Origin of the sequence: Micrococcus sp. NPDC078436 (assembly GCF_040702705.1) — a bacterium.
Classification (GTDB): Bacteria; Actinomycetota; Actinomycetes; order Actinomycetales; family Micrococcaceae; genus Micrococcus.
This window is the reverse complement of the sequence record NZ_JBFBLX010000005.1, coordinates 46,117-63,103: the sequence shown is the minus strand read 5'-3', so window position 1 is coordinate 63,103 and position 16,987 is coordinate 46,117. Positions and strand designations below refer to the sequence as shown.

22 protein-coding genes are annotated in these 16,987 nt (G+C 71.7%); all 22 read left to right on the top strand.

Translation table 11 applies throughout. The features are described 5' to 3' along the window. Positions 1–62 precede the first annotated feature (62 nt). On the top strand, positions 63–626 hold the full coding sequence (locus AB0302_RS04565) for a hypothetical protein (protein ID WP_366370661.1): 564 nt from the start codon (positions 63–65) through the stop codon (positions 624–626). Positions 627–807: 181 nt separating this feature from the next. After that, positions 808–1,227, top strand: coding sequence for a hypothetical protein (locus AB0302_RS04560; protein WP_366370660.1), 420 nt, complete (start codon positions 808–810; stop codon positions 1,225–1,227). Beyond that, a complete protein-coding gene (locus tag AB0302_RS04555) occupies positions 1,224–2,165 on the top strand; it encodes a hypothetical protein (protein ID WP_366370659.1) in 942 nt (313 codons plus the stop codon). Before AB0302_RS04560 ends, AB0302_RS04555 begins: the two co-directional genes overlap by 4 nt. Continuing rightward, entirely contained in the window at positions 2,165–3,472 is a 1,308-nt protein-coding gene (locus AB0302_RS04550; RefSeq protein WP_366370658.1) for an HNH endonuclease, read from the top strand. The genes AB0302_RS04555 and AB0302_RS04550 overlap by 1 nt, the downstream gene beginning before the upstream one ends. Next, positions 3,469–3,792, top strand: coding sequence for a VRR-NUC domain-containing protein (locus tag AB0302_RS04545; protein WP_366370657.1), 324 nt, complete (start codon positions 3,469–3,471; stop codon positions 3,790–3,792). Before AB0302_RS04550 ends, AB0302_RS04545 begins: the two co-directional genes overlap by 4 nt. Beyond that, a complete protein-coding gene (locus AB0302_RS04540; protein ID WP_366370656.1) occupies positions 3,789–4,505 on the top strand; it encodes a hypothetical protein in 717 nt (238 codons plus the stop codon). Before AB0302_RS04545 ends, AB0302_RS04540 begins: the two co-directional genes overlap by 4 nt. 283 nt (positions 4,506–4,788) lie before the next feature. Beyond that, complete coding sequence (locus tag AB0302_RS04535; protein WP_366370723.1) at positions 4,789–5,058, top strand: hypothetical protein; 270 nt, start codon at positions 4,789–4,791, stop codon at positions 5,056–5,058. Positions 5,059–5,207: 149 nt separating this feature from the next. Further along, complete coding sequence (locus AB0302_RS04530) at positions 5,208–5,675, top strand: hypothetical protein (protein WP_366370655.1); 468 nt, start codon at positions 5,208–5,210, stop codon at positions 5,673–5,675. Next, positions 5,650–7,137, top strand: a complete 1,488-nt coding sequence (locus AB0302_RS04525; protein ID WP_366370654.1) for a hypothetical protein — start codon at positions 5,650–5,652, stop codon at positions 7,135–7,137. Before AB0302_RS04530 ends, AB0302_RS04525 begins: the two co-directional genes overlap by 26 nt. 19 nt (positions 7,138–7,156) lie before the next feature. Continuing rightward, positions 7,157–9,145 carry a phage portal protein gene (locus AB0302_RS04520; protein ID WP_366370653.1) on the top strand — a complete coding sequence of 663 codons (1,989 nt, stop codon included), beginning with the start codon at positions 7,157–7,159 and terminating at the stop codon, positions 9,143–9,145. 14 nt (positions 9,146–9,159) lie between these two features. Beyond that, a complete protein-coding gene (locus AB0302_RS04515) occupies positions 9,160–9,975 on the top strand; it encodes an HK97 family phage prohead protease (protein WP_366370652.1) in 816 nt (271 codons plus the stop codon). Beyond that, a complete protein-coding gene (locus tag AB0302_RS04510) occupies positions 9,972–11,216 on the top strand; it encodes a phage major capsid protein (protein WP_366370651.1) in 1,245 nt (414 codons plus the stop codon). Before AB0302_RS04515 ends, AB0302_RS04510 begins: the two co-directional genes overlap by 4 nt. A 17-nt stretch (positions 11,217–11,233) precedes the next feature. Beyond that, on the top strand, positions 11,234–11,452 hold the full coding sequence (locus AB0302_RS04505) for a hypothetical protein (RefSeq protein ID WP_366370650.1): 219 nt from the start codon (positions 11,234–11,236) through the stop codon (positions 11,450–11,452). A 14-nt stretch (positions 11,453–11,466) separates the two neighbouring features. Continuing rightward, positions 11,467–11,988, top strand: coding sequence for a hypothetical protein (locus tag AB0302_RS04500; RefSeq protein WP_366370649.1), 522 nt, complete (start codon positions 11,467–11,469; stop codon positions 11,986–11,988). Beyond that, positions 11,988–12,320, top strand: coding sequence for a hypothetical protein (locus AB0302_RS04495; RefSeq protein ID WP_366370648.1), 333 nt, complete (start codon positions 11,988–11,990; stop codon positions 12,318–12,320). The genes AB0302_RS04500 and AB0302_RS04495 overlap by 1 nt, the downstream gene beginning before the upstream one ends. Next, positions 12,313–12,588 (top strand): hypothetical protein, encoded by a 276-nt coding sequence (locus AB0302_RS04490; RefSeq protein WP_366370647.1) that lies wholly within the window; start codon positions 12,313–12,315, stop codon positions 12,586–12,588. Before AB0302_RS04495 ends, AB0302_RS04490 begins: the two co-directional genes overlap by 8 nt. Positions 12,589–12,593: 5 nt before the next feature. After that, positions 12,594–12,965, top strand: coding sequence for a hypothetical protein (locus tag AB0302_RS04485; protein WP_366370646.1), 372 nt, complete (start codon positions 12,594–12,596; stop codon positions 12,963–12,965). Positions 12,966–13,009: 44 nt separating this feature from the next. Further along, complete coding sequence (locus tag AB0302_RS04480; RefSeq protein WP_366370645.1) at positions 13,010–13,684, top strand: hypothetical protein; 675 nt, start codon at positions 13,010–13,012, stop codon at positions 13,682–13,684. Between the two features lie 90 nt (positions 13,685–13,774). Further along, entirely contained in the window at positions 13,775–13,933 is a 159-nt protein-coding gene (locus AB0302_RS04475) for a hypothetical protein (protein ID WP_366370644.1), read from the top strand. Between the two features lie 19 nt (positions 13,934–13,952). After that, the gene (locus AB0302_RS04470; RefSeq protein ID WP_366370643.1) at positions 13,953–14,354 is read left to right on the top strand and encodes a hypothetical protein; all 402 of its coding nucleotides are present in this window, start codon (positions 13,953–13,955) and stop codon (positions 14,352–14,354) included. 59 nt (positions 14,355–14,413) lie between these two features. Then, the gene (locus AB0302_RS04465; protein WP_366370642.1) at positions 14,414–14,806 is read left to right on the top strand and encodes a hypothetical protein; all 393 of its coding nucleotides are present in this window, start codon (positions 14,414–14,416) and stop codon (positions 14,804–14,806) included. Positions 14,807–14,821: 15 nt separating this feature from the next. Then, positions 14,822–16,987: phage tail tape measure protein (locus tag AB0302_RS04460; protein WP_366370641.1), on the top strand; the 2,166-nt coding region annotated here is incomplete at its 3' end.

Here is a 16,987-nt window from a genome sequence, read left to right as displayed (position 1 = left end):
GCGGAGCGTGAGGCAGATGTGGTCGCGGACCTGAATCGGGCCGCCCAGATGAGGAGGAGAGCATGAGCGTCGAGCAGATCGAGTGGAAGGACCCAGGCCCCTCGCGTGGGGCTGGCCGTGGAGGGGGCAAGAACCTCCGTCTCCTCGAGCAGTTGCAGGAGCGCCCCGGTCAGTGGGCTGTCGTCGCGCGCGGCAAGAGCTCGGGGCAGGGCACCTGGTGGAAGCGGAAGGGCTGCGAGACGACCAGCCGTCGCCAGCCGGACGGCACGGTCGAGACCTTCGCGCGCTGGCCGGAGGGCGACACGGCCGCCGCGCCCGCCCCGCCGGCACCGCCCGCCCCTGGCCCGACGTCCGTGCCGGCGACGTCGGCACCTCCTGCACCTCCCGCGCCGCGGGCACCGCGCCCGCCCCGCAAGGCGCCCGCCGCGCCCGCCGCGCCCGTGGCCCCGGCCCCGCCGGCTGATGTCCCGGTGCAGCTGCCCCCGCCGCGCTCCCCTGACCTGGTGGGCCACAAGATGGGCGACTGCACCTGCGGCCGCCGCGATGTCCTCCTCGATCGGGATGACCTCTGCATCCTCTGCCGTACGCGCCGCGCGTCGGCTCCTGCCGCCGGGGGTGAGTCCTGATGCCCGCCGCTCTCCCCACCTGGCCTCAACCCGGACCCCGCCCCCGCGTCCTGAAGATCACCGACTCGGCGTGGGCCGCGGTCCTGCCCAGCGGACCCCTCCTCGTTCACCCCACCCACACCCTGGCGCTCACCGCGGCCCTGGACTGGGTCAAGCACCGCGCGCACCTGGAGGCCTGCTCATGAGCGACGAGCCGCACATGATCGCGCCCGCCCTGACCGCGCTGGCCGGCTTGGAGCAGTCCCTGCCGGCCGCCAGTGACGAGCGGGAGCACGCGGAGTACGTCCGCCGCGTGTTCACCTCGGCCGCCCAGGCCGCTACCCGGGAGGGCCGGTTCGTCCCGGGGTTCACCACGTACTCGCCGCGTCTGCGCTCGGTGGTTTGCGACGTCGTGCGCCGCGCGCAGGAGGACCTGGTCGAGGCCCTCGTCCTGCAGCGCTCCGCCCTGACGGCCGCGCTCTCCCGGATCGAGGCGTTCGACCGGGCCCTGACCCACGACCTCGACGCGGGCAAGATCCCCGCGGACGAGGCCGCCCGCCGCCGCACCGAGCATCACGCGCTCGTGCGCACCATCACCGACGCCCTGGAGGGAAGAGCATGAGGATCACCCTGGACATGATGCAGTTCCGTACAGCGGTGGCCGTGGCGCTGCCGCACAGCGCGGGCCCGAAGGCGGGCGTGCGCGGGGACCTGCGCGTGCAGGTCACGGAGGACTGGGCGTGGGTGATGGCTTCATCGGGTTCGACGTCGGTCATGGCCCGCGCGGCCGTGCTCGAGGCGGAGGGCCTGACGGGTTCCCCGGCCGACGACGCCTTCCACCTCTCCCCGGCGGCCGCGAAGAAGTTCCTGGCCGTGTTCGCCGCGACGTCCTCGAAGGACGACTTCGACCAGGCGCAGCTCCTGGTCGAGTGCGAGTCACGGGAGTCGGGCCACCAGATGACGTTCCAGGACGTGGGCGGCCTCATCGACGGCAACGAGCTCGTCCTCCAGGGCGGCGCCCCGGACCCGGAGTTCCCGAACGTGGCCGCCACGGTCATGCCCGCCCCGTTCTCCGGGGAGGACCTGCCCCTGCACACGATCGTCGGCGCGATCGGCCTCGGCCGGTGGGTGCGCTCCGCGAAGGAGCACGGGCAGGAGCTCACGATCACCGGGAACCGCCGCACCGGCCAGTCGTACCAGGTGGCGCTCGGTGGCGCGGTGCGTGGCATCCTCTCGATCGCTCGCACGGACCCCGAGGACGAGGACACCCCGGACTTCGACGGCATGGAGCTGGACTGGCGCCAGCAGACCGAGGACCTCGCCCACGCCCTGAACCTCGCCCAGCGCGAGCACCAGGCGGCCAAGGACGAGACCGAAGCCAAGGACGCCCTCGCGTCCGCCGTCCGCAAGGGCTTCAAGAACGCCCGCGTCGAAGGCCTGACGGTGACCGCCGCCGGGGAGTCCTTCACCCTCACCCGAGATGACATCGCGGCCGGCATGGCGGAAGGCACCGAGAAGGACCAGTACGCGCTCGCGGGCCCCGCAGACGGGGAGGGCTGATGCCGTGGCTGAAGGTCTCGGACGCCTCCGCGATGCACCCGATCGCGCTCGCGGCCCTGGAGACGGACGACGCGGACGACCGGCTCGTGAACGAGCTCTTCGGGTACGTCTGCCGCTGCGCGGTCATGTCCGCCCAGCACGAGCAGGACTACGTGGTCACGCTCGCCACTGCCCGCGTGACGGCCGGCGGTGACGCCCGCTTCCGGGCGCTTGCGGGCGCGGCGGAGCGGGCGGGCTACTGGACTCGGACCGTGGTCAAGGACGCCACCGGTGCTGAGCGGCCGGCGTTCCGGCTGGTGCAGGAGAAGGACCTGTTCCACATGCTCCTGAAGGCCGAGCGCGCCTGGGAGACCCAGCGCCGCGCCGACGTCGCCAACGCCGAGCTGACGGTGCCCGTGCGGCTCCGCGACGGGGACGGATGCCGCTGGTGCGGCAAGACCGTGGCCTGGCGCGACCGCAAGTCCGGCCGCGGCGCGACGTACGACCACGTGCACCCCGGCCAGGGCGCCGCGTCACCCGAGGATCTCGTGGTGGCCTGCCGGGCCTGCAACGGCGCGCGGAAGGACGAGGAGAACACCTCGTTCGACCGGACGCTGATGCAGCCGCCGGAGCGCCCGTTCTACGGAGCGGACACGCTCGCGTTCCTCGCGGAGCACGACGTCGTCCCGTCTACCCCTGAGGAGCCCGCGAGCGCGGCGCCGCAGGCAGCACCATCCTCTGCAGCAGAGCAGGCACCGCGACGCGAGAGCGCGCCGGGCCCGGTCACCGCAGCACGGTTCGACGCAGCAGGCAGCACCGCCGGCGCCGCGACCGCAGCACCCCTTCAGGGCGTGCGCGACACCGCGACCCGGCCGGAGCGCCCGCGCGCGGACGTCGTGCGCGGGGCCGGCGCCTCGGGCGTGCCCGCTGGCGCGGGCCCTGCTCAGCGCGAGCGGGTGCGCCGCGGCGTGCAGGAGCGCGAGCAGAGCTTGGACGACTGGCTGGCCGCGCGGGGCATTGCCCCGCCGCCGGCGCCGTCATTGACGCCGCTGGACCTCGAGGAGGCCGAGTGGGTGCCCGAGCTGCCGGAAGAGGTGGCTGAGGGACTGGATCTGCAGATCCTGGCAGATCGGCAGGCTGAAGGATCTGGATTCCCCGGGTCGGGTCGGGTCGGGAAGGGTCGGGAAGGGCTGGGTCTGGTCGGGCACGGGCAGGGCTCGGGCTGGGACGGGTCTGGTCTGGACGGGGACGCGGCTGGTGAAGGGCAGGGCAGGAGACGTAGACGGGGCAGACGTGGTGGCAGAGGACGAGGAGGCGGTGGGCAGTGAGGCAGGAGGAGTACGTGCGGATGATGGCTGCCGCCATGTCCGAGAGGGACCTGCAGGACGCCGTGGTGCGCATGGCTGAGTCGCTGGGCTGGAAGGTCTATCACACCTACGACAGCCGCCGCTCGGGCCCCGGGTGGCCGGATCTCGTGCTTGGCCGTGATGGTCGGGTGCTGTTCCGGGAGCTGAAGACCATGAAGGGCCGGGTGAGCAAGGACCAGCAGGAGTGGATCGGCCTGCTCGCCGCGGCTGGAGACGACGTCGCCGTGTGGCGGCCTGACCAGTGGCATGACCGGACTATCGAGAGGGAGCTGGCGGGATGAGTGAGTTGAGCATGGTGGTGGACAGACTCACGGTCGAGACCCCGCAGGTGGTGGCCACGGCGTCGGGGCCGGTGGTGATCCGTGCGCGGCCTCTGCTGGTTGAGCTGCAGGATGCGCTGCACCCCTCGGGTGAGGCTAAGGGCGGCGCCGGCGGATCGGCGTCGGGCTCGGGCGCCCCGCTGGACATGACGGCGCTGAGGCTGATGTGCCAGGTGCAGGACGAGGCAACGCACTTGCAGTGGCTGATGCGCTCGGCCGGGCCGGTGAACCCGCTCGCTCTCACGCTGGCGGCACAGGAGTTCCGGGTCGCCCCCGCCGCGGTGGCTGGTCCGCCGAGGCCAGGCTTCGGTGGGCTCACCCTGCTCGAGCGGATCCGGTGGGTGGCGGTGCGGGCGACTGCGCTCGGCCGGGAGGCGGAGGTGCTCGCCGTCGTCCGCCCGTGGGTCCTGTCCGTCGAGCGGCTGCTCGATCCGCCGAAGGTCGTGGCCCTGCGCGGGGTGGAGTGCCCGGCGTGTGGAGTGGCGAAGACCCCGGTGTGGGATGCGGACCACGAGGAACTGGTGGACACGCCCGCGCTGGTCGTCACGATGGGCACCACCCCGCGCGCTCGGTGCGGGGAGTGCGGTGCTGAGTGGGTCGGCCCCGAGGTCGTGGACCTCGCCACCCAGTGCGGTGCGGCCGCCGGTCAGGTGGCGCACCTGCTTGGCGGGTGAGGTGAGCAGGGTGTACGCTCGGCAGTGCTTGGGATAAGTGCGCCCAAGCCCAGACACTTCGCGAAGGCCCCGACCGCCACGGTCGGGGCCTTCGTCGTTCCCAGCTCCGCCGGCCTTCGGGTGCGCGCGGTGCCCACTGGTTCACGTCACCCCGCCCCGGAGTTCACGACCGGCCCGGGGAGCGAAGGACGCGGCAGCCGAACACCAGCGCCCGACGAGGCTCCTTTCCGTCGGGGCTGCTCCTGCCAGTGGACAGACCACCGAGGCGAGGACGGTGAGAGTGATGGTCCTGGCCTCGACCACGGCCCGCGGGTACGGAGCCGAGCACCAGCGGCTCCGCGCCCAGTACGAGCCGACCGTGAAGGCCGGCCACGCGGCGTGTGCCCGATGCGGCGAGCCGATCGAGCCCGACGAGCCCTGGGACCTCGGACACACCGACGACCGCAGCGGCTACCAAGGCCCCGAGCACCGCCGATGCAACCGGGCCGCCGGACAGGCCAACGCCACCGCGGCCCGCGCCGCGAAGTCCGCCACGACGGTCCGCGACTGGTAACCCCCCAGGGGTAGGGGGTTCGGATCTTCAGGAAGCTCGGGCCAGCTGACTCCGCCCGGTAGTCAGGCCTCTCCCCGGGGTCTGGACGTAACGTAACCACCCCCCGCGATCCCTGTAACGGCGCGGATTCTCGACCCACGGAGGTGCTCGTGGAGATCGCGTGCGCCGAGTGCGGGAACGCGTTCGAGGCCAAGCGGGACACGGCCCGGTACTGCTCCACGACATGCCGCGTCCGCGCGCACCGCAAGAAGGGCCCGAAGCTTCCCGCGGACGTGAAGACCGCGCTGGCCGAGCGCTCGCGGACTGCCGAGGAGGCTGGCCCCGAGGTCGTGACCGGGCGGGTCGTCATCGACGACGAGCCCGAGGTCGAGGGCGTCGCCGCGGCGACGCGCAAGGCGCTGCGCGACGGCGGGGTGCTCTTCACCCCGCGTGGGCAGTCCGCGATGGTCCTGGCCCAGCGCCTCGACGCCCCGATGCTCGACACCGGCTCCGCGGTCGCCGCGCTCGTGAAGCAGCTCGAGGTCACCCTGGCCGCCGCGCTCGCGGACACGGTGGAGGAAGTGGACGAGCTCGAGGAGCTGAGACGCCGACGTGAGGAACGACTCCGCACTGGTTGAGCCGTACTACCGCTCGACGCCGCAGGACCGCTGGACGACCTACGGACCGGACGTCGCGGACCTCTGCGACGTCGTCGGCTTCAGCCCCGACCCCGAGCAGCGCCTCGTCCTGGACGACGCGTTCGCGGTGGACCGCCGCGGGAAGGCGTGCTCGTTCGAGGTGTGCGTGATCTGCGCCCGCCAGAACATGAAGACGGGCCTTCTCAAGCAGATGGCCCTCGGCTGGCTGTTCATCACCGACCAGCAGCTGATCATCTGGTCCGCCCACGAGTTCTCCACGGCGCAGGAAGCGTTCCGGGACATGGAGCTCCTCATCGAGGGCTCCTCGTTCCTCTCCAAGCGCGTGAAGAAGATCCACCGCGCGAACGGCGACGAGGCCATCGAGCTGCGCACCGGGGCGCGCCTGAAGTTCCGGGCACGCACGAAGGCCGGCGGCCGTGGCCTCTCCGGCGACAAGGTCGTCCTCGACGAGGCGTTCGCGCTGCAGCCTGACCACATGGGCGCCCTGCTCCCGACGCTGTCCGTGCGGCCCGACCCGCAGGTGATCTACGGGTCCTCCGCCGGTGTCGCCCACTCCGACGTGCTCCGCAAGATCCGTGACCGCGGCCGTGCCGGCTCCTCGCCGCGCCTAGCGTACTGCGAGTGGTGCGCGCCCGTGCTGGCCTGCGCCTCGGAGAAGTGCGACCACGAGCCCGGGAAGTGGGCCGGCTGCCAGCTGGACGACCGGGACAACTGGAAGCAGGCCAACCCCCTGCTCGGCCGGATCCGCGCGAACGGCACCGGCCTCACCGAGGGCTACGTCGCCGCCGAGCGCGAGGCACTCCCCCCGGCCGAGTTCGCACGCGAGCGGATGGGCTGGTGGGACGACCCCTCCACCTCGGACATCTTCGGCCCCGGCAAGTGGGAGCAGGGCGCCCGCGAGGACGACGAACGGCCCGCCGACCTGAAGATGACCGGCCTCGCCGTCGCCGTGGCCATGGACCTGAAGTCCGCGGCCCTCGTCGGCGCCGGCGTGGACGACGCCGGACGCGTCTGGCCCCGCGTGCTCCAGCACGGCCCCGGCACCGCCTGGACCGTGGACCGCGCCCACGAGCTGCAGGCCCGCTTCGAGGTGCCCCTCGTCATTGACGGCAAGGGGCCCGGCGCGATGCTCATCCCCACCCTCGAGCGCGAGGGCGTGGAGCTGCACGTCGCCACGACCTCCGACGTGCTCGACGCCTTCGCGAACCTGCGCTCGCGGGTCTCGGACGGGGCGCTGCTGCACACGCCGGCCCCGGAGCTGGACGCCGCGGTGGCCGGCGCCGCACTGCGCCCGGTCGGGGACCGCTTCGCGATCGGCCGGAAGGCGTCCACCGCGGACGTCTCCCCGCTGGAGGCCACGTCGCTGGCCGCCTGGCAGGCGACCATCGGCCCGACCACCGCCCCTTCCGTGTACGAGACACGGGGCGTGATGACCATCTGAAGCTCCGAGGAGGTGCTGCATGGCGTTCTGGCAGTCGATCCTCGGCGCGGTCTCCGGGTCCGCGGTGTTCACGCCGCGCGTGACGCATCTCGGCTCCCCCGAGCTCGTGTCCCTGGCCAACCCGTCGAACATGACCGCGACCCAGATGTGGCGCACGCAGCCGCACCTGCGCACCGTGGTCGCCTTCCTCGCCCGGAACGTGGCTCAGCTGGGCTTGCACGTGTTCGAGCGGGCCGCGGACGGCGACCGCCACCGCGACCGCACCTCCGACCTCGCGCGGGTGCTGCGCGAGGTGGACGGGACGATGACCCCGTACGAGCTCACGTTCGCGCTCGTGGGCGACCTTGCCCTCTACGACCGCGCGTACTGGTGGGTGGCACCGTCCTCGGACACCACGTCCGGGTGGATGATCCGCCGTCTGCCGCCCACCTGGGTGGAGCCGGTGCGCGAGACCCCGTGGAAGGTGTCCGCATACCGCGTGTACGTGCGCGCCGACGGCGCGCCCGAGACCATCCCCGCGGAGAACATCCTGCCGTTCGCCGGCTACGACCCGGACTCGGCCACGGCCGGTTCCCCCACGGTGGACGCGCTCCGCGAGACGCTGCGCGAGCAGGTCGAGGCCGCGAAGTACCGCTCCCAGGTGTGGCGCCGCGGCGGCCGCGTCTCCGCCGTGCTCGAGCGGCCGGCGAACTCCAGGCAGTGGTCCGACGAGGCCCGCGCCGCGTTCCGCGAGGACTGGTACGCCAAGTTCACCGGGGACGGCTCCCGCGCCGGCGGCACGCCGATCCTCGAGGACGGCATGACCCTCAAGACCGTGGACTTCTCCGCCCGCGATCAGCAGTTCGTGGAGGCCGCGAAGCTCTCCCTCACCACCGTCGCCGCCGCCTACCACGTGAACCCCACGATGATCGGGCAGAACGACGGCGCGACCTACGCGAACGTCCGCGAGTTCCGCAAGATGCTCTACGGCGACACGATCGGCCCGCTCCTGGCGCAGATCGAGTCCCGTCTGAACACCTTCCTCGTGCCCCGCCTCGGCCTCGACCCCGCCACGCACTACGTGGAGTTCAACATCGAGGAGAAGCTGCAGGGCAACTTCGAGGAGCAGGCCGCCCAGCTGCAGGCCTCCGTCGGCGGCCCCTGGATGACCCGCAACGAGGCCCGCGGCATGCGCAACCTCCCCGCACTCCCCGGAGGGGACGAGCTCATCACCCCGCTCAACGTCATCACCGGCGGCCAGGCCTCCCCCCTGGACTCCGGCTCACAGAACCGCAACACCGCCCCGGCGACGGCCAGCAAGGCCGCCCCGCCGACACGCTTCGAGCTCAAGGCCCCCGCCGAGGACACCATCCCCGCGGACCAGGCGGACGCGCTCGGGGAGGTGTTCGCCCGTCACGCCGGCCGCCAGCGCGCCGTGGTCCTCACGGCGCTCGGCGCGAAGGCGCCCACGTGGTGGGACGCCGAGCGGTGGGACCGCGAGCTGACCGAGGATCTGCTGGACCTCGGCCTCGACGTGGCCACCACGGCCGCGCGCGAGGTCCTCGAGCAGATGGGCGGCGATCCTGCCGCCTACTCCGAGGCCCGCACCCGCAAGTTCCTCACGGCCGTGTCCGAACGGATCGCCCGCCAGGTCAACGCCTCCACCCTCACTCAGCTCGAGGACGCACTCGCGGCCCGCGATGACGAGGAGGAGGACGCGGACCCGGTGGACGCCGCCGCCCATGTGTTCGACGTGGCCGAGGACTCCCGTGCGGCGCAGTCCGGCATGACCGCGGCCGCGACCTATGTGGGCTTCGGCCTCGCCGAGGGGCCGCGGCAGACCATGCCGCGGGCCATGAAGACGTGGGTCGTGAACAGCGACAACCCGCGCGCCTCCCACGCCGCCTTGGACGGTGAGGAGGTCGGCATCGACGAGGACTTCTCCAACGGCATGCCGTGGCCGGGCTCCTTCACCGGAGACCCCGAGGACATCGCCAACTGCCAGTGCTCGCTGATCATCACCCGCTGACCCGAGGAGGGCTCATGCACATCAAGACCATCCCGGTCGGCCAGGTCAAGGCCGGCGTGGAGGACGGCCTCGCCGAGGGCGAGTTCATCGTCTACCCCTCCACGTTCACGAAGGAGCCGGACTCCTACGGCGACGTCGTCGCCCCCGGCGCGTTCGCGGAGACCCTGCAGAAGTGGAAGGACGCCGGGGACTCCCTGCCGGGCCTCTACGGACACCGCATGGACGACCCCGACTTCTTCGTCGCCTACGCCACGGACATGGGCGAGGACGAGCACGGCTGGTGGGTGCGCGGCATGTTCGACATGGAGTCCCCGAAGGGCCCCCACGTCTACCGCCTCGTGAAGGGTCGGCGTCTGCGCCAGCTCTCCTTCGCCTACGACACCCTCGAGGAAGGCGCCGTGGAGCTCGAGGACGGCCGCAAGGCCAACGAGCTCCGCAAGCTCGCCGTCCACGAGTTCAGCTTCGTGCCGATCGGCGCGAACCAGGACACCTCCGTCGTGGCCGTGAAGGGCCTCGTGGACGGCATCAAGGCCGGCCGCGTGCTCTCGGCCAAGAACGAGACCGCGCTGCGCGACGCGCGCGACGCCATCGATTCCGTCCTCGCCGCGCTCGCGGACGAGGACGGTCAGGCCGCGCCCGCGGCCACCCCAGACGACCAGGAGAAGGCCAGCGCCGGAACCGAAGGCAAGGGCACGGCCAGCGACGAGGAGCCTCGCGGGGCCAAGTCGTCCGTCGAGTCCGAGGACCTGAAGTCCGCGGCGTCCGTCGATCTGCTGGCGGCAGAGCTCACCTACTACGCGCTCCTGGAGAGCGCAGAGAGGGGTTCATGATGAACCTCAAGGCCCAGCGCGCCGCCGCCCTGAAGGCGGCCCGCGACATCATCGACGGCGCGAAGAGCGCCAAGCGCGCCCTGACCCAGGACGAGCAGACCACCGTGGAGGCGAAGTTCGCCGAGGTGGAGCAGCTCGACGTGAAGATCAAGGACGCGGAGAAGTCCGACGCGCTCATGGCGCGCCTGGAGTCCCACGGCGCGGACCCGGAGGGCACCGACCGCGACGCGAAGTCCGCGCGCACGCTCGGCGAGCACTTCGTGAAGTCGATCGGAGCCGCGGGCCTGTCTCGCGTGAAGTCCGTCTCGGGGGCCACCGTGGCCGCGCCGGAGTTCGCTCCGCAGGCCAAGGCCGCGACGGACACGCAGGGCACCCCGGCCGTCGTCGCCCCCTGGCTGACCACCTTCGATCAGACCGTGGTCCGTGCCTTCCGCCGCCCGGTGGTCTCCGACCTCCTCGGTCAGGGCACTCTGGGCGCCGGCTCCAACGCGGTGTCCTACCTGGTGGAGGACGCGCTCGTGGAGGGCGGCTTCACCACCGTCGCCCCCGGCGGCAAGAAGCCGCAGCTGCACTTCGAGGACCCCGAGCAGCGCACCGACGCTCTGAAGAAGATCGCCGGCTTCATCAAGTTCACCGACGAGATGGTCGAGGACGCCGCGTTCCTGGTGTCCGAGATCAACGAGCGCGGCCTGTACCTGCTCGCCCTGGCCGAGGAGAACCAGCTCCTCAACGGCGACGGCACCGGCTCGAACGTGCTCGGCCTGCGCATGCGCTCGGGCATCCAGACCGAAACCGCCGCCTCGGCCGCGGACAACCCCGACGCCCTGTACCGGGCGCTGTCCAAGGTGCAGACCGCCACCGGCCTCACCGCCGACGGCATCGTCATCAACCCCATGGACTACCAGGCGCTGCGCCTGCGCCGCGACGGCAACGGCCAGTACTTCGGCGGCGGTTTCTTCGCCGGCGAGTACGGCAACGGCGGCATCGAGTGGCAGCCCCCGCTGTGGGGCGTGCGGACCATCGTGTCCGCCGCGGTCCCCGCCGGCCGCCCGCTCGTGGGCGCGTTCGGGGCGGCATCGACCGTGTACCGCAAGGGCGGCGTGCGCGTGGAGTCCACGAACTCCCACGACGTGGACTTCACGTCCAACATCATCACGACCCGCATCGAGGAGCGCGTGGCCCTGGCCGTGCGCGTCCCCACCGCGTTCGTGGACGTCACGCTCGCCGCTGCCGCGGCCTGACCCGAAGGACGGCTCACATGGCTGACAACCGCAAGCAGTACCTGCTGACCATGGCCGGGGTCGAGCACACCGTGCTCCTCACCCCGCAGGACGCCGAGCGCTACGGCGAGCTCGCCGTGGAGTTCAAGGAGGCCAAGGCCACCGCGAACAAAGCTCGCCGGGGCCCGGCGAACAAGTCCGCCGCCGCGGCCCCGGAGGCCGACCAGAAGCCGGCCGAGCCGGCTGACACCGAGTGACAGGAGGGGCCACCGTGGAGATCACGCTGACCGACGCCGCCGCACTTCCCGACCTCGTGGGAGCCCAGGCGCTGGCCGGCTTCCGCGGTGGCCCCTTCCCGTCCTCGGCGGTGGCTGCGGCCGCCGACGCCATCCGCGCCGAGTGCGGCTGGCACATCGCCCCCGTCATCACGCAGACCGCGCGTCTGCGCGTCGAGGGCGACCTTCTTCTTCTCCCCTCCCTGCGGGTGCTCGAGGTGCTCGCCGTCGCGGCCCCCGATGGCACGGCCGTGCCCGGGTGGGTGTGGGAGGGCGACGCCGCCGTGCGCATGCCCTCCGCCTGCCGCGGCCCGCGCGTCGTGGACGTGACCTTCCGGCACGGGTACCTGGAGTGTCCGCCTGCGCTCCTGCCGGCGCTCGCAGAGCGGGCCGCCGCGCACACCGGCGGGCGCATCAAGCAGGAGTCCCTGGCCGGCCGGTCCGTCTCGCTCGAGGGCGGCTACGACCCCACGACGTCGGCGGCCATGGACCGGCACCGTCTGCACTGGAGGCCCTGATGCAGCTGATGACCGAGACCTGCCAGCTCGTTCTTCGGGCCACCCCCACCGGGGAGTACGACGACTACGGGCTGCCGATCATCGGCGGGCCCGAGACGATCACCGTGCCCTGCTGGTACGAGCCCCGCGGATCCTCCGAGGAGACCACCGCGGCCGAGCAGCAGATCGACGGCTACTGGATCTACCTGCCCCTGGATACCGACCTCGAGGCCGCCGACGCCGTGCGCCTGGCCGGCCACGAGTACCAGGTCGTCGGCGAGCCCGGCCGCCAGCCCGGCGGGTTCATCACCCCCGGCTTCATCCGCGCCGCCCTGGAGCGGGTCCGTGGCTGAGGTCCGCATCGGCCCCGAGCTGATGGCCAAGGCCGTCAACCATCCGGACATCCCGGGGGCCCTGCAGCAGGTCGCCGACCGCATCGCCTCTCGGGCGCGCGGGCTGGCGGCCAGCGAGGGCGTGGAGATGAACGTGACCACGCAGGGCGGCGTCCGCCCGCAGGGCCGCCCCTACGTGAACGTCGTGGGCGACAACGTGGACCAGGAGTGGGGCACGACCCGGTCGGGCCGGCGCCGCATCCTGGGCCGCGCCGCTGAAGGAGGGTGAGCCGCATGTGGCCCGACGTCGAGAAGGCCCTCGTGAAGTATCTGGCCGACACCCTCGGTGTGCGCGTGGCCACGGCCACCCCCACCGACCTCGAGCAGCTCCCCGGCTTCGTGCGCATCACGCGCGGCCCGGGCGAGGACGACGGGATCACGGACTCCGCGGCGATCGACGTCGAGGCGTTCGCCCCGTCGCGCGCCGCGGCCCGTGACCTCGCCGAGCGGGCGAGGGCGGCGATGGCCGCCGTCCGCGCCCACCGTGCCGGCGCGGTGCTCTTCGACTCCGTCCGCACGGTCTCCGCCCCGCAGTGGGTGGACTTCCGCAACCCCGCGGTGCACCGCTTCGTGGCCGTGTACCGGGTCGCGCTCCGCCGCTACTGACCCCAGCACCCCCTCTCTTCCGACCGCCCCTCTAGGAGGCACCCATGGCCACCGCCACCCCCACGACCGGCACCTTCGACGACATCAAGGGCCACAACAACGACCGCATCCGCAAGGTCCTCGAGATGGCGCTGTTCGCGAAGCGCTACGCCCCCGAGGACGAGGCTCCCGTGCAGATCTGGGACGGGACCAAGCTGGTCCTCCCGGCCGGGTACACGCCGATCGGAATGACGACCAAGGAGGACGGCGCGACCTGGACCCGTGAGCAGGAGACCTCCGACGTCACCTCTCATGGCTACGCGGAGCCGACCCGCCGAGACATCCTCTCCGACGTCGCCGGCCTGCAGTTCACCGCGCAGGAGACGCACCTGACGACCCTGGAGATGGACAAGGGTGTGGACCTGTCCGGGCTCACCACCGACGCCAAGGGCAACGTGGTCATCGACAAGCCCTCTCGGCCGGCGTCGCTGCTGTGGCGCGTCCTTGCTGTCGGCAAGGACGGCGACGGTCCGGACGCGATCTACGTGGTCCGCTGGCTGCCGCGCGCGCAGGTGTCCGAGTCCGCGGAGCAGAAGTGGTCCGAGGAGGAGGAGCTGCGCTACGGCCTGACCCTCACCGGCTACAACGACCGCACCGTGGGCACCGCGATGCGCGAGATCTGGGGCGGCCCCGGCCTGGACCACGCCGCGATGGGCTTCCCTGCCCCGGCCGCCGCCTGATCCCTCCCTCTGACCGGCGGCGCGGGTTGTAGCTGGTGGGCCGCCCGCGCCGCCTTCCCACCCCTGCCCACCACCCTCACGGAGGCACCCATGGCTGAGAAGGCCGAGACCCTCGTTCACCCCGACGGCCGGGAGTGGACGACCACGTCCCCGACCGAGCGCACCGACCTGATCGCCCGCGGCTGGAAGCCCCGGGAGCAGGAGGGCGCCACGCGCGCCGCCCGCAAGACCCCCGCCAAGCAGGACTGACCAGAAGGGCCCACCACCCATGAGCAAGAACACCTTCAAGACCTGGGACGACTACACGGCCGAGGCCGCGCACGCCCCGTTCCAGCTCAAGGTCTCCGCCGAGGAGACCATCGAGATCCCCGCCCCCACCGGCGCCTCCCTGCTCCAGTGGGCACGCGCGCAGCGCACCGGCGACATGGAGGCCATGCTCATCGTGCTCTGCGGCGACCAGTGGCCCCGCATCGAGAAGCTCCTCGCCGGCGCCCCGTACAAGGCGATGGAGAACCTCATCACCGACCTCGCCCTGTTCTTCGACCTCGCCGAGGACGTCGAGCTCATCGGCCCCGGCGGCGGCAAGGTCCACGAGAAGGACCCCCGCAAGATCCGCGCCCTCATCAAGCAGGGATACCGCCCCGCGGGGGAAGCCGTCTCCCGTACCTGATCGCACTCGTCAACAGGTACGGGCCGCACCTCGAGTGCGACCTCCTCGACGTCTACGGGGTGGACCTCCTGGACTTCTTCCGCGGGGTCCACTCCTGGCGTCGACTGCACACCCTCATCCAGGGCCTGCCCCCGCGCTCGCGGATGGAGCTGGCGCAGCTCGACGACGACGAGTTCATTGAGGCGCACCTGGATCAGATCCCGGAGAAGTCCGGGCCGCCGCGCCTGTCCGAGTACGGCCCGGTTGAGCAGCGTCTGGATCGGCTCACGGGCGCCACTGAGGCGCTGTTCAAGCTCGTGGCTGACGTCGTGAAGGCGAAGCCGAAGATGCCAGCCGCTCCGCGTCCTGCGGAGACGGCGCTGCAGCGCGCCCGGAAGCGGCGCGCTGAGCGTCGCATCGCCGCGCTGCAGAGCGAGGCGCTCGAGGCGATCGCCCGCGCGTCCACACACTGACCCGAGGAGGTCGTCATGGCACAGGCTGATGAGGCTGTTTGGCTGCCGGTCCTGCCGTCCTTCCGGGGCTTCGGTCCCGCGCTCGTTACGGGCGCCGGGGCCGAGGCGGACGGTGCGGGCTCGCAGATCGGCAAGCGGTTCGGGAAGGCCATGGCTACGGGCGTCGCGGCCGCCGGCGCGGGGGTCCTGGCGGCGGGGGCGTTCCTGTACAAGGTGGGTGAGGTCTTCGATGACGTCGCTGACACCATCCGTGTGGGCACGGGTGCCTCGGGTGACGCACTGGATGGGCTCGTGGACTCCGCGAAGCGTGTGGGCCAGTCCGTGCCGGCCGAGTTCTCCCAGGTGGGGCAGACGGTCGCAGACCTGAACACCCGCATGGGCCTCTCCGGCGGGACGCTGGAGACCGTGGCCGCGCAGTACCTCGAGGCTGGCCGCATCCTCGGCGAGGACGTGGACATCAACAAGACCTCGGCGGCCTTCAACGCGTTTGGCATTGAGGGCGAGAACGTGGTCGGGGCGATGGACCACCTCTTCCAGGTCTCCCAGGCCACCGGCGTGGGCATGAACGACCTCGCGTCCATCGTCGGCACGAACGCGCCAGCGATGAAGGCCCTGGGGTTCTCGTTCGAGGAGACGGCTGTGATGGCCGGCGAGCTCGACAAGGCGGGCCTGAACTCGAGCAAGATGATGGCCTCTATGTCCAAGGGCATGGTTACCCTCGCCAAGGATGGGGAGGCCCCCCAGGAGGCGTTCAAGCGCGTCGTGGGCGAGATCAAGGGCTTCATCGCCTCGGGGGACCAGGCATCCGCGATGGAGCTCGCGGCAAAGGTGTTCGGCACCAAGGGCGCCCCGCAGTTCATCGACGCGCTGCAGTCCGGCGCGCTGAACCTGGATGACCTCACCCGGGCCGCGGGCCAGTCCTCGGACTCCATCCTCGGCGTCGGCCAGGAGACCATGGACTTCGCCGAAGCCTGGCAGCTCTTCAAGAACAACGTGCTGGTCTGGCTAGAGCCCCTCGGCGCCACAGTCTTCGGCGCGCTGGGCGAGTGGATGGGCAAGGCCGTGGAGGCCGTGGGCGCGTTCACCGACGCCTGGGGTCGGGCGGACGGGTCGATCACACAGGGCGGGCTGCTCGGCTTCATGGAGATCCTCGCAGCCCGCGCGCTCGAGGTGTACGGCTGGTTCCAGAACTCCCTCGTCCCCGCGTTCCAGGCGTTCGGCGGCTGGGTGCAGCAGAACTCGGCGTGGCTCGGCCTGCTGGGCGCGGTCCTGGGTGGCGCGGCCGGAGCCGTCGGGCTGCTCATGGGCGCGTTCCGGGCGTGGTCCGCGATCACGACCGCAGTGGCCACCGCGAAGGCGGGTCTCACCGCCGGTATGGCAGCGCTGAATGCGGTCATGGCTGCTAATCCCATTGGCGTCGTACTGGTGGTGCTCGCTGCGCTCGCGGCCGCCGCGGTGTTCGCATATCAGAACTTCGAGTGGTTCCGCACCGTCGTGGACGGCGCGTGGACCGGCATCCAGGCCGCAGCGCAGGCGGCATGGACTGGTGTCATTCAGCCCGTGTTCGCGGCCATTGCTGGGTGGATCACTGGCACCCTGGTGCCGGCGTTCATGGGTTTCTGGCAGGGCGTTATCGTTCCGGCGTGGACCGGGATCTCCGCGATCATCTCCACCGCATGGTCTGGGGTCATCTGGCCTGCCCTGCAGGCGTTCGGCGGGTGGATCACGGGCACGCTGGGGCCGGCCATTGTTGCGTTCTGGCAGGACGTGATCGTGCCTGCGTGGTCCGCTATCTCCGGGGCCGTGTCCGCCGCATGGTCTGGGGTCATCCAGCCAGCCCTGCAGGCATTCGGGGACTGGGTGGTCAACACGCTCGCGCCGGCGATCTCCTGGCTCTGGCAGAACGTGATCGTCCCGGCGTGGTCCGGGATCAGCTCGGCGATTCAGGTCGCCTGGGCCGTGATCAGCACGGTCTTCGAGCTCCTCATGGGTGGGGTCCGCCTGCTGGGCGACATCGTGGGCTGGCTCTGGCAGAACGTGATCGTCCCGGCGTGGTCCGGGATCAGTTCGGCGGTTAAGGTCGCGTGGGCCGTGATCAGCACGGTCTTCGAGCTCCTCATGGGTGGGGTCCGCCTGCTGGGCGACATCGTGGGCTGGCTCTGGCAGAACGTGATCGTCCCG

What these genes read in the sequence shown, in the direction of transcription:
- AB0302_RS04485 (WP_366370646.1), top strand. Translation starts at nt 12,594, where the DNA reads ATGTGGCCCGACGTCGAGAAGGCCCTCGTGAAGTATCTGGCCGACACC.
- AB0302_RS04470 (WP_366370643.1), top strand. Translation starts at nt 13,953, where the DNA reads ATGAGCAAGAACACCTTCAAGACCTGGGACGACTACACGGCCGAGGCC.
- AB0302_RS04475 (WP_366370644.1), top strand. Translation starts at nt 13,775, where the DNA reads ATGGCTGAGAAGGCCGAGACCCTCGTTCACCCCGACGGCCGGGAGTGG.
- AB0302_RS04550 (WP_366370658.1), top strand. Translation starts at nt 2,165, where the DNA reads ATGCCGTGGCTGAAGGTCTCGGACGCCTCCGCGATGCACCCGATCGCG.
- AB0302_RS04565 (WP_366370661.1), top strand. Translation starts at nt 63, where the DNA reads ATGAGCGTCGAGCAGATCGAGTGGAAGGACCCAGGCCCCTCGCGTGGG.
- AB0302_RS04520 (WP_366370653.1), top strand. Translation starts at nt 7,157, where the DNA reads ATGGCGTTCTGGCAGTCGATCCTCGGCGCGGTCTCCGGGTCCGCGGTG.
- AB0302_RS04560 (WP_366370660.1), top strand. Translation starts at nt 808, where the DNA reads ATGAGCGACGAGCCGCACATGATCGCGCCCGCCCTGACCGCGCTGGCC.
- AB0302_RS04555 (WP_366370659.1), top strand. Translation starts at nt 1,224, where the DNA reads ATGAGGATCACCCTGGACATGATGCAGTTCCGTACAGCGGTGGCCGTG.
- AB0302_RS04480 (WP_366370645.1), top strand. Translation starts at nt 13,010, where the DNA reads ATGGCCACCGCCACCCCCACGACCGGCACCTTCGACGACATCAAGGGC.
- AB0302_RS04510 (WP_366370651.1), top strand. Translation starts at nt 9,972, where the DNA reads ATGATGAACCTCAAGGCCCAGCGCGCCGCCGCCCTGAAGGCGGCCCGC.
- AB0302_RS04540 (WP_366370656.1), top strand. Translation starts at nt 3,789, where the DNA reads ATGAGTGAGTTGAGCATGGTGGTGGACAGACTCACGGTCGAGACCCCG.
- AB0302_RS04495 (WP_366370648.1), top strand. Translation starts at nt 11,988, where the DNA reads ATGCAGCTGATGACCGAGACCTGCCAGCTCGTTCTTCGGGCCACCCCC.
- AB0302_RS04515 (WP_366370652.1), top strand. Translation starts at nt 9,160, where the DNA reads ATGCACATCAAGACCATCCCGGTCGGCCAGGTCAAGGCCGGCGTGGAG.
- AB0302_RS04505 (WP_366370650.1), top strand. Translation starts at nt 11,234, where the DNA reads ATGGCTGACAACCGCAAGCAGTACCTGCTGACCATGGCCGGGGTCGAG.
- AB0302_RS04535 (WP_366370723.1), top strand. Translation starts at nt 4,789, where the DNA reads ATGGTCCTGGCCTCGACCACGGCCCGCGGGTACGGAGCCGAGCACCAG.